Source organism: Oleiphilus sp. HI0066 (assembly GCF_001635725.1).
Map to the genome: position 1 here is coordinate 1 of NZ_LWFH01000291.1, position 12,024 is coordinate 12,024.

Below are 12,024 nucleotides of genomic sequence, written 5' to 3' on the forward strand. Positions count from 1 at the left end.
CTTAACAATAACAACAGACGAGCTTTCCATGAATTCAACACCAATCCTTACGATTTTCCTTCCTGCTAGTCTCGGCATTATTATGCTTGGGCTGGGTTTGTCCTTAACGATTTCTGACTTTACCCGCATCTTTAAAATGCCAAAGCCGGTGCTAATAGGCTTATTTTGTCAGGCTATTATTTTGCCAATCGCATGCTTTGGTTTGGTCATCGCATTTGCTCTTCCTCCAGAATTGGCGGTTGGGCTAATGTTGCTCGCGGCATCCCCAGGGGGGACCAGTGCTAATTTATTTAGTCATCTTGCGCATGGCGATGTGGCTTTGAATGTGACGCTCACCGCCATTAACTCTGTTCTATGCATTGTTACGCTGCCAATCATTGTGAATTTGAGTTTGTTTTACTTCATGAGCGAGCAAGGTAGTGTCGGCTTACAATTCTCTAAGGTACTTCAGGTTTTTGCGATTGTGTTGATTCCGATCGGCATTGGGATGACGATTCGGCGCTTTAGAAAAGGCTTTGCTGAGGTCATGGAAAAGCCAGTTAAGATTATGTCGGCACTATTCTTAGCCTTGGTTGTTGTGGTTGCCGTGATGGAAAGTTGGGAGCAGTTTACTCAGTACTTTGCGATTGTTGGTGCAGCAGCACTAGCGTTTAATCTGATTAGTTTGGGCGTTGGTTACGGCGTGCCTCGCTTGTTGAAGCTGGAGCTCCGTCAGAGCATTGCGATTGGTATGGAGATTGGTGTTCACAATGGTACTTTGGCGATAGCCATTGCCTTGTCTCCAATGCTTTTGAATAACGGGGTGATGGCCGCGCCAGCTGCTATTTATAGCGTCATTATGTTTGTCACAGCAGCTTTATTTGGCTTACTGGTAAACAAAATTCACGGAGATCAACTCGGTAATAACACCGCAGCTTAATGATCAAGGTAGATTGCGCCACGCCTGCCAGTAAGGCTTTGGCTCAATTTATGATTGTGGTTCGTTGAAGCGTGCTATCAAGGTTTTTGCTGCGTCGTAAGCAGTGAGTTTCCCTGAAATTACTTGTTCCTGCAGTTGAGGGAGCGATTCTTGAACGGCTTGATGGGTCTCAAAAGCGTGTCGAAGCTGCTCTGTGATGAGCCTGTCCAACCATTTTTCGTTTTGCTGCTGACGCTTTGTTTCGAGGATAGCCTGATTAGAAGAAAAGTAGTCTGTCAGCAAAGCCCATATTTCTGTAATCCCTCTGTTCTCAATCGATGAGCAAGTCAGGGCTTGAGGCTCCCATTCTTCAGAACTTCGCATCAGATGTAAGGCATTCTGGCAATGTTGTTTTGTGCGCTCAGCTTGATGCAGACTATCGCCATCTGCTTTGTTAATGATCAAAGCGTCCGCTAGTTCCATAATGCCACGTTTGATGCCTTGTAATTCGTCGCCTGAATTTGGCTGCATGAGCACCATAAAGAAATCGACCATCGATGCGACTTCATACTCAGATTGGCCAACGCCAACGGTTTCAACGAGAATGACATCAAAGCCTGCGGCTTCACACAAGATCATGCTTTCTCGTGTTTTTTGAGCAACGCCGCCTAAAGCTCCCGCTGAGGGGCTTGGTCGAATAAAGGCGTTATCCGCGCGTGAGAGCTCTTCCATGCGGGTTTTATCACCAAGAATGCTACCACCACGAATAGGTGAGCTCGGATCGACAGCAAGCACTGCAACACGCAGACCTTGTTCAATTAAATAAAGTCCGAAAGCTTCAATAAAGGTCGACTTTCCAACACCGGGTGTGCCGCTAATGCCTATTCTCTTAGCTTTCCCCGAGTAAGGTAAGGCTTGGTTTAACAGTGCTTGTGCTTGTTCTTGATGCGTGGCTTTGGTGCTTTCAATTAGGGTAATAGATTTTGCGAGGCTGCGCCGACGAACTGGATCAGAGGTATTCTGAACGAGTCCGTCTAATAATTTCTTTATCGGCGCAAGAGCAGTCATGAATTAACCTGCATTAGCCTGATTAATAGCGTCAAGAACTTCGCGTGCAGACTGTGGAATCGGCGTCCCTGGCCCAAAAATACCAACCACTCCTGCGTCATACAATACTTGGTAGTCTTGCTTCGGAATCACGCCGCCAGCGACGACTTTGATGTCTTCAGCGCCTTGCTCTTTTAATGCTTGAATTAGCCCTGGAACGAGTGTTTTGTGGCCTGCCGCTTGCGAGCTTACGCCGATTACGTGCACGTCGTTTTCGATGGCTTGTTTTGCGACTTCTTCAGGTGTCGAGAACATGGGGCTTAAATCTATGTCGAAGCCAACATCAGCAAATGCAGTTGCGATCACCTTGGCGCCGCGGTCATGTCCATCTTGGCCCATCTTACAAACGAGCATACGAGGTCGACGACCATGTTGCGCTTCAAACGTTGCGATATCGTCTTTAATCAAATTCCAGTCCTTGTCTTCATCATACGCTGCGCCATATACGCCGCTGATGGTTCGAGCTTGAGCTTGGTAACGACCATATATTTCTTCTAATGCGTCAGAAATTTCACCAACAGTGGCTCGTAAACGAGCAGCTGCGACGCTTAAAGCAAGTAGGTTTCCGTCACCGGTTTTTGCTGCAGATGTGAGGGCATTAAGTGCAGCTTTGACGGCGTCATTGTCACGCTCTGCTTTGATTTTCTCAAGGCCTTTGATTTGTGATTCGCGCACTGCAAGGTTGTCGACCTCTAAAATATCTAGCTCTTCTTCTTCCGCAAGTTGATATTTATTAACGCCTACAATGACATCTTCGCCACGGTCGATGCGTGCTTGCTTTTTAGCTGCGCTTTCTTCTATGCGCATTTTAGGTAGGCCTTGCTCAATCGCTTTAGCCATACCACCGCTTTCTTCAATTTCTTCGATCAGAGCCCATGCTTTATCCGCAATTTGTTGTGTGAGCGACTCCATCATGTAAGAACCACCCCAAGGGTCAGCTACTTGAGTAATGCCTGTCTCTTCTTGAATGATGATCTGGGTGTTGCGGGCAATGCGAGCAGAGAATTCTGTCGGAAGTGCGACCGCTTCATCAAGCGCATTGGTATGAAGAGATTGTGTGCCGCCAAATACTGCAGCCATCGCTTCGATAGTTGTGCGAATCACATTGTTATACGGGTCTTGTTCGGTGAGCGACCAACCAGATGTTTGAGAGTGTGTGCGTAGCATCGATGATTTTGGATTGCTTGGCGAAAACTCTTGCATGATGCGATGCCACAATAAACGACCTGCTCGTAGCTTAGCTATCTCCATGTAGAGGTTCATGCTAATGCCCCAGAAGAAAGATAAGCGTGGCGCAAACTTGTCAACATCAAGGCCTGCGTTAATCGCAGTGCGAACATACTCACGACCATCGCTTAACGTGTATGCAAGTTCTAAAGCAGCGTCCGCACCAGCTTCTTGAATGTGGTAGCCAGAGATAGAGATGCTGTTAAAGCGTGGCATGTTCTCAGACGTATACCCAATGATATCGCCAATAATTTTCATTGAAGGGCTTGGCGGGTAAATATAGGTATTACGAACCATGAATTCTTTCAGAATGTCGTTCTGAATGGTGCCAGCAAGCTGTTCTTGAGAAACGCCTTGTTCTTCCGCAGCAACGATATAGTTAGCGAGCACCGGAAGCACCGCGCCATTCATGGTCATCGAGACAGAAACTTTATCTAAGGGAATGCCATCGAAGAGGATTTTCATGTCTTCGACTGAGTCGATGGCGACGCCTGCCTTGCCTACATCGCCCGTAACGCGAGGATGGTCAGAGTCATAACCTCGATGCGTAGCTAGATCAAACGCAACCGACACACCTTGTGCGCCAGCGGCTAAGTTTTTACGATAGAAAGCGTTAGATTCTTCAGCAGTCGAGAAGCCTGCGTATTGACGAATGGTCCAAGGACGACCGGCATACATTGTGGCCATAGGGCCTCGCATGTAGGGCGCCATGCCAGGTAACGAGTCGATATGCTCAAGACCCTTCGTGTCGTCGGCCGTATAGAGTACTTTTACGGGAACGCCTTCAGGTGACATCCAAGTCATTTCTTCTGGAGTCATGCCTTTCATTTGTTTGGTAGCGAGGGCTTCCCACTCGTCGAGTTTGAGCGTTTTCTTTTCAGTCATAATTTAACTCTAGTGCTTAAACTAACTTTGGTTTTCGTCTGATGACGAGTCGGGGTCTTTGTGTCGCCAAAGACCTCGACACCCCAAAGGCGACCCGGATTGCTTCGCAATCGACGGGCTTAATGCGTCGATAAAATTTTCACAACTGGGGTCAGAGTACTTTTATGCTGACCCCAATTTATTAAAACTACATCGGCTGATTCAATTCAACCAAAACGCCATCGCAGCTTTTAGGGTGAATGAAGATAACTCGGCAGTTGTGTGCACCCAGTGATGGCGCATCTGACAAGAACTCATAACCCTTTGCTTTGAGGCGTTCGATGTCAGAGTCGATGTCATCGCTTCGAAAGCATAGGTGATGCATGCCCCCGCCTTTTTTGTCGATATACTTCTGGATCGGTCCTTGTCCATTCAGTGGGTGCACAAGCTCAATGCTTGTTTTGTCTAAAGGGAAAAATGCCGTGCTAGTCAGGGCGGACTCAACATCTTCTTGGCCTTTGAAATCCAAGCCAAAGTCTTCAGCAAAGCGTTGAATTGCTTTCTGTAAATCAGGTACTGCAATAGCTATGTGATCTAAACCAGTAATCATGTTCTCTCTCGTTTGATAATGGGGTCAGAGCGCATTAGCGCTGACCCCAGTTGAACAGTTATTTAGTGTTTTAAATTCTATCCAAGAATACGGAACACGCTTGGGCTTTGATCTGTTTGATCTGCTCATCAGTGAGTGTTTCGATTTTTTCATCTGGCACGATCTTGAAGATTGGTTGCCCTTTCTTGATGATTTCTCCATCGCGTTCGATGAGGCATTTTTCAATAATGCCAGCAAAAGGAGCGTTCACTTTGTTGAACATTTTCATGACCTCAACAATGAATAGCGGTTGTCCTGCTTCGAAGTGCTGGCCCTCTTCAATAAACGCTGGTAACCCCGGTGCTTCACAGGCATAGAACATCCCGCCTGAAGGAGCAAGGATCTCATCACTCTTCGCTTTTGGAGGAGGAACAAGAACCTTCGCCATTGCATCCTGAAGATCGGGATCAGAAAGCGTATCTGGAATATGGATACTTAGGTCGTCATTCACACTCAAATTATAGAACTCAGTGCTGTATGCGACATGCGCGAGCAATAGCATGACGTCGTTGCCGAGCTGATAACCGGCGTGCGCCGCTTTAATTGCTGACCACTGCTCTTTACCAAGACCTTTTGGAGCTCTTGCGGCCTTGAGTGCTTTATCAAGCTCGACAAAATCATTTGTACCGATGATGTCTTCAACTTGTTTGTAGAAGTCGGTAGCGGCTTGCAGAACTTCGTTGTCATGATCCCAGATCATACGTGCAGCAGGGTTTTCTGGCGTGAAGTCCATATTCAGATAGTGGTAAGTTTCGTCTAAGACGTGAATAGGGTTTCTTTGCCAAGACAGTTTGCCTTTTGCGCTTTGTGTAAAGCTGTCTTTATGGATGCTTAGCCATCCCGAAAGAACGTGAGGGTTGCTAAACAGTTGTTTCACTGCGCGTGTAAGAAGCAGTGCTTTGCGTTCAGCGGTGGCTTGAATGTCTTTTGCCTGCTCTGGTTGCTCGTTCAGAACTTTTTTGATGATCGCTTGGTAGGCCTGATCAACGTCGAGGTCGTTGGCAACCTGTTTCAATTGGCCTACAGCGGTGAGGTAGGGAACAATAAAACGGGTAGTGGGGCGCGCATTGATATTGTTGCCAATAAACCAATTCACTAAGCCGTAATGGAACTCAAGGTTCGTAGATAGATCTTTGCCCTCGAGTTTCGTTACGCGTAAGGTTTCAGCCATTTTCTGATAGCTATCAAGACGTGCATCGCCAACCGTTAGTAGCAACGCAACATTAGAGTCATATGCGCCAGCTAAGTGGTAGCTCATGAAAACATTGGTATCAGGGTTGTGCCGACTAATACCTTGGTCGTCACGAATTTCTCCTTCGAGAGGGTCCGACCAATATTTGATGATGCCCCCAGCATGTGGTGCTAGTGCGTCATTGGTAGCGTTCAAACGTGCTTCGACTGATGCATTGAAACGTGGAACACGTTCTGGTTTTGGAAGGCGTTTGCCATGCGTTGCTAAAAGCACCATCGCTTCGACGAGAGACTTCACGATGAAGCTTTCTTCCTCGTTATCAGGGTTGGTGAAACGCAAGCTATAGCAGAGTTCTGTGACGCGATGTTCTACCTGAATACGCGTGTTCATCTCCATGAAAAAGTGCTTGTCTCGATCAACAATACATTCGAAGGTTGATACGTTATCAAGCCCAACTGCTTCGCCAAAACGTTCGGCTTCTTGTTCCATTGCTTCGAGCGTCAGTATGTCTTGGCTGAGTACTTTCACTTCAGAATCGCGACCATCTTTTACGGCCTGCGCTAATGCATTCTGTAAGTCTTCGGTGGTTACAGAAACTTCGAGAAGCTTTTGCTCATGCATCTGTAAAGAGCAATCGCGGCCGCCTAAGGCTAGCGTCCATTCGCCGTTACCAATTACTTGGATTTCTTGGTGGCGAGTCGTTTCGATATTGAGCTCAATAAGCACGTTTTTGTTATCGCCAACGCCAGTGGCTTTTACTTCGTTCAGTATTTCAAGTACCAGTCCTGGGGCACTTTCTGAAACCGCCTGTAGGCGTTTTTCTTGGCTGCCTTTAAATGAAGAAGGGCTTGGTAGTATGCGCTGACCTTTACCTCCACCGCCGCCAATGGCTTTTAAGCGTATGCGGTTTTCTGGAAACTTTTTACCGATCTCAACGACTTGTTCGGCGATGGTTTGCTGAAGTTCTTCAACGGTATATAGGTCGATGCCTTTTTTGTAGCCTGCTGCAAGTACTAGGTCAGCTTTGTCTTCCATCGACTCAGTTTGCTTGAGCACAGCAACGTCTACATTTAGCGCTTCTTGTTCGCAGAGTGCCAATAGCGCAGCTTCGTCAGGATGTTTTTTCAATAGGGTAATGGCTGTTGCGTTATCAATACCCGGCGTCACGCTAACCCCAACTTTGAGTGCAGTGCGCTTCGCTTCGTCCTTCAAGCCCGCATCGTGTACGGTACGCGAACATGGGCCAATGAACGTGAGGCCTGCGCTCTCCATCGCGGCGACCATAGTTTCGTCTTCGGCCATAAAACCATAACCGGCAAAGATCGCGTTGTAGTCGTTTTCGTGCGCTATTTGAATGATTTGCTGAATACGTGCTTCGCGCTCAGCTTTATCGGCACCGGTATAGTCGGGTACTCGGTGAACGCGAGAAGAATCTTCCAACTGACGTAACTCAGGAGCGAGGGCATTCTGATATACGACGCTGTCTTTCTCGGACAATAAAATACCGAAGACATCAATGCCCATTTCTGTAAATACATCCATGGCTTCTTTTCTGATCGGGCCACGGCAAATGATCAATGGGCGAAGTTTACGGCAATCAAAGCTGCGTACCCATTTTGAGGACGATTTTTTTAGACGTCGATCTTCATGGATAAGTGCATTATTTAAATAATGGTTGGTAGTCGTTGCATTAGTCATGTGTTGAAACCTATTCCAGAGACCGATTAGAAAAATTCGCGCTGAACAGATCGCATAGGTTCAGCATTGTAGTGGCGAAGGTGGAAGCTCATGTTTTCACAGAGTACTTTTCTCAGGTCTTTGGGCATGACAATTTGAGAGATCGATCCAAGGCTCAAGGCTTCGTTTGGATTCATCAATTCGTCTTCGTAGCGTTTCGCCAGAATGGCTTCTTGCTCTGCACCCCATTCGGCACTTTCGTCTCCAGATTTTACGGCTGCGCGGATAGCACGAAGCTCCTTCTTGTAAACGAACTCGACACCGGCTGGCCCCATCACAGCTGCGCGCGTGGATGGCAGAGCAATAACGAAATCTGCACCGGTTGGATAGTTGTTATAAGAGGCATATGCACCACCAAAGGCATTGCGTAGGATCACTAAGAAGCGCGGGGTGCGCAAATCAACAATCGCATCTAGCATCGCGCGACCTGCCTGTACGATACCCATCGACTCTTGTTCGCGCCCAGGTAAGAAGCCTGTGGTGTCTTCCATGAAGATGACTGGAATGTTGTAAAGATTACAGAAGCGAATAAAACGTGCGTTTTTATAGGCCGCGGCAATATCTATTTGTCCCGAGGCAACTGCACTGTTGTTCGCGACAAAACCAATCACGTTGCCGTCCATTCTTCCAAGCGCAGTAATGGTATTGCGCGCTCGATCAGGTTGAATCTCAAGGAAGTCGCCGTGATCGCATAATTCTTGAATAATGATGCTGACATCAAGTGGAGTGTTAAAACCGCTTGGGCTGTTAAAGGCCTTCTTCAGCAGGATGTCGATGTCCCACGTCTCACGCTTCACCGCATCAGACGTTGGCTGGTGCGGTGCGAGTTCGCTATTGTTACTCGGGATGTATTTAAGAATTTCTTTTACTTTCTTGAGAGCTGCTACTTCATCTTCAACGACAAAGTCAGTAACCCCTGTTTGGCTGTGAACACCCGGGCCTCCCAACTCGTCAGGTGTTACGTCTTCACCCAATACGCTTTTCACAACACCTGGGCCCGTGAGTCCAAAAAAGGTGTTTTTCGGTTGAATCATAAAGCTGCCTTGGCGAGGGAGATATGAGCCGCCGCCGGCATTAAATCCGAACATGCACATGATGCTAGGTACCACACCGCTGATTTTTCGCAGCGCGGTGAAGGCTTCGGCATATCCATCCAGACCGCCAACACCTGCAGGAACATAAGCGCCGGCGCTATCGTTTAGGCCAACTAAAGGGATTTTTCGTTTGCCTGCTAATTCGATTAAGCGTGCTAGCTTTTTACCGTTGGTAGCATCCATTGAGCCTGCGCGGATTGTGAAGTCGTGGCCATACAATGCGACGTCGCGACCATCTATTTTGATGATTGCTGTGACTAAAGACGCTCCGTCCAGGTTCGGGCCCCAGTTTTGGAAGAGTATGGTTGGCTCTTCATCAGTGAGTACTGAAATACGTTCCCATATTGTCATTCGCCCTTTGGCGTGCTGGCGGCTGATCGCTTTTACTCCAGCAGCTTTTTTAGGACGTTTGATGAGTTCCCAGCCTTTACGCAAACTGTCCTCATAGGGGCCAGGTTGATAGGTGGTTTGGCCTGGGGTTTTGAACTTCAATTCTTCTGTTTTATCGAAGGGATTGTCTAAAGAAATAGACGGTATCGTGTCATTCATAAGCCGAAAACTATGTTGGGTTTGCGTTGGTCGCACTGGGCGATGTTCATTTTTATGGCGTGGATAATAAGTTGATGTGACTCGAAAGTGAAACTATGTCTTTTGATTAAAATGGTCGATAATTATAATTAAGTTATTGAATTTTATGGTTTTGATGATTTTTAATGTCGATTCGTAGACATATTAATATTTGATCAATAGACATAAACGATCAAAAAATCTGTGATTGGTCATTTTTTGTTTTATCTAATGTGGGCTGCGTGTATCGCGATAATCTTGAGGGTTAAGCCCTGACCATTGTTTAAATGCGCGCGAGAATGCTCGTGACTCGCTAAATCCTAACTGTAATGCGATGTCTGCAATGCTGAAATTCGTGGCTTTGAGTTGTTGTTTCGCAAGTTTGAAGCGAACGTCATTTTTTATGCTCTGAATGGAGCTGCCTTCAGCGCTTAATTTTCGGCGTAAGGTGGGCTCGCTCATGCCCAGTTTTTCTGAAAGCTCTCTGCTATTTAGGAGCGATAAACGGTCTTCTTTGCGTAATTGACGAGGTTCGATGAGTTGTCGTGCTTTCGCCGAAATACTGGTGTCTTCACCGGGGATAGTTAGCAAATCTACAGGAGCATTTTTTAAGAAATTACGCAGATCAGTTGGCGTCTTGATGAGTGGCATGTTGAGGTATGATCGATGGAAAACGAGCCGATTGAACTTGCTTTTGAAGTTTGTTGGGCAGCGAAATAAAAGTGAAAACTCGATCGGATCAATCGGGTCGTAATTGATATAAGCGCTGACCAGTTTGATGGGTTGATCGATATACCAGCATCCAAAGCGATGCCAGATGACGTGCCAGTACTCGATATAAAAGTGTTCGAAATCTAATTCTGGCTGGCGGAGTTCTGTTGTGAGATAGACGTGCTCGCCTTGAATCTCAAGCGACATTTGTAGTTCGTCGGTGATCTGATTGTAGAAGCGTATGGCGCGTTCGTAGAGTTCGCGTAAGGTATGGGCGGTGCTTACCCAGTCGGTCATCAGTTCAAAGGTGCCGACTTTGATTGGGTGTTCAGTAAATCCCATAAATTCATCGTTCAGGCGCTTGGCGATTCCGTCATACAGCAGCGCAACTTGTTGAACGTCAAAACGAGAGTTTGGATGGCTTAATTTTGATTGATCAATGCCGGCTTCGTTGAGTAACGACTGTGAGTCGATGCCTCTTTTTTTTGCGCCGCCGAGAGCGCTGAGAATGTAGTGGGTATTGATCGAAGCCATATGGCTAGCTTAAAGAAATTTGGGGTCAGAGTATATTTACTCTGACCCCAATATTTGGTTGACCCCAATATTTGTTGCTTGTTTGTTGCTAACTATTTGTCGCTAACTACAAACGTCCATCAACGATATCTTTATCAAAGATATGTTTCACGTCGTAGATAACATGGTTAGGCTTACAGACTGCTTTGAGTTCACTTGTGCTCATCGATTTGATCTGGTCGTGTGATACGCAGGCAATCACGGCGTCATACTTTCCGTTTTCGAGGGTGCTCACAAGATCGATGTCATACTCATCTTTTACTTCTAAGGCATCCGCCCATGGGTCATAGACATCTATGTTGGCATGAAAATCGTCGAGATCTTTGATGACGTCAATGACTTTGGTGTTTCGGATATCTGGACAGTTTTCTTTGAAGGTCAAACCGAGTACCAAGATATTTGCATCGACCATCTGGATCTTCTTTTCGGTCATTAATCGCAATACTTTTTCAGCAATGTGACCTGACATGTTGTCATTAATACGGCGACCCGAAAGAATCATTTCAGGGTGATAACCGATCGATTGCGCCTTGTAGGTTAAGTAATACGGGTCAACACCAATACAGTGGCCGCCTACCAAACCAGGGCGGAAAGGCAGGAAGTTCCATTTGGTTCCGGCGGCCTCAAGAACTTCTAAGGTATCGATGCCCATCTTATCGAAGATCAATGATAGCTCGTTGACTAACGCAATGTTTACATCACGTTGCGTGTTCTCGATGACTTTTGCGGCTTCTGCTACACGAATTGAACTCGCTTTGTGTGTGCCCGCTGTGATGATGCTGGCATAAAGTTGATCGATGTATTCAGCAGCTTCTGGGGTTGAGCCAGAAGTCACTTTTAGGATATTGGTGACGCGGTGTTCTTTGTCGCCTGGGTTGATACGCTCAGGGCTGTAGCCCGCGAAAAAGTCTTCGTTGAGTTTTAGTCCCGAGCGAGCTTCGATCAACGGGATGCAATCTTCTTCTGTAGCGCCAGGGTATACGGTTGACTCGTAAATGACATAGTCGCCTTGCTTAACGACCTTGCCCAGCATTTCACTGGCCTTGATCAATGGTGTTAGGTTTGGCGTCTTATAGTCGTCGATCGGCGTTGGAACGGTGACGATATAAACATTCGCTTCTGCGATGTCTTCAAGCTTTGTGCTGAAGCTTAACTGCGTTGATTCTGCGAGTTCTTCTTTTGAGCACTCAAGCGTACTGTCGATGCCTGATTGGAGTTCTCTGATTCGGTCTTCTTTAATATCAAAACCGATAGTTGGGTAAAGTTTTCCAAATTCTACTGCTAGCGGAAGGCCGACGTAGCCTTGGCCTATTACGCACAATTTCACTTGCTGGTCCATGCTTTGTTTCTTCTATACATCAATTATCTTGTTGTTTTACATAGTTTTATATAACTAACTTTCTCT

At 46.6% G+C, this 12,024-nt stretch carries 8 protein-coding genes; 1 reads left to right on the forward strand and 7 read right to left on the reverse strand.

The window, feature by feature from the left end; all coding sequences use genetic code 11:
• Nucleotides 1–919 (forward strand): bile acid:sodium symporter family protein (locus tag A3738_RS04300; protein ID WP_231876529.1); only part of this gene is annotated, 919 nt, incomplete at its 5' end.
• A 48-nt stretch (nt 920–967) separates the two neighbouring features.
• On the opposite strand, the gene meaB is transcribed toward A3738_RS04300, so the two are convergent.
• From meaB to tviB, 7 genes are all read right to left on the reverse strand, one after another.
• On the reverse strand, nt 968–1,966 hold the full coding sequence (gene meaB / locus A3738_RS04305) for a methylmalonyl Co-A mutase-associated GTPase MeaB (protein WP_082868967.1): 999 nt from the start codon (nt 1,964–1,966) through the stop codon (nt 968–970).
• 3 nt (nt 1,967–1,969) lie between these two features.
• Nucleotides 1,970–4,117, reverse strand: a complete 2,148-nt coding sequence (scpA, locus tag A3738_RS04310; RefSeq protein ID WP_068474888.1) for a methylmalonyl-CoA mutase — start codon at nt 4,115–4,117, stop codon at nt 1,970–1,972.
• Nucleotides 4,118–4,304: 187 nt separating this feature from the next.
• Nucleotides 4,305–4,706: a methylmalonyl-CoA epimerase gene (mce, locus tag A3738_RS04315; protein WP_068474885.1), complete on the reverse strand. Its 402-nt coding sequence runs from the start codon at nt 4,704–4,706 to the stop codon at nt 4,305–4,307.
• Nucleotides 4,707–4,776: 70 nt separating this feature from the next.
• On the reverse strand, nt 4,777–7,635 hold the full coding sequence (locus tag A3738_RS04320; RefSeq protein ID WP_068474861.1) for a biotin/lipoyl-containing protein: 2,859 nt from the start codon (nt 7,633–7,635) through the stop codon (nt 4,777–4,779).
• A 26-nt stretch (nt 7,636–7,661) separates the two neighbouring features.
• The gene (locus tag A3738_RS04325; RefSeq protein ID WP_068474858.1) at nt 7,662–9,317 is read right to left on the reverse strand and encodes an acyl-CoA carboxylase subunit beta; all 1,656 of its coding nucleotides are present in this window, start codon (nt 9,315–9,317) and stop codon (nt 7,662–7,664) included.
• A 246-nt stretch (nt 9,318–9,563) separates the two neighbouring features.
• Entirely contained in the window at nt 9,564–10,580 is a 1,017-nt protein-coding gene (locus A3738_RS04330; RefSeq protein ID WP_068473421.1) for an AraC family transcriptional regulator, read from the reverse strand.
• 106 nt (nt 10,581–10,686) lie between these two features.
• Nucleotides 10,687–11,958, reverse strand: a complete 1,272-nt coding sequence (gene tviB / locus A3738_RS04335) for a Vi polysaccharide biosynthesis UDP-N-acetylglucosamine C-6 dehydrogenase TviB (protein ID WP_068473425.1) — start codon at nt 11,956–11,958, stop codon at nt 10,687–10,689.
• Nucleotides 11,959–12,024: the final 66 nt, after the last annotated feature.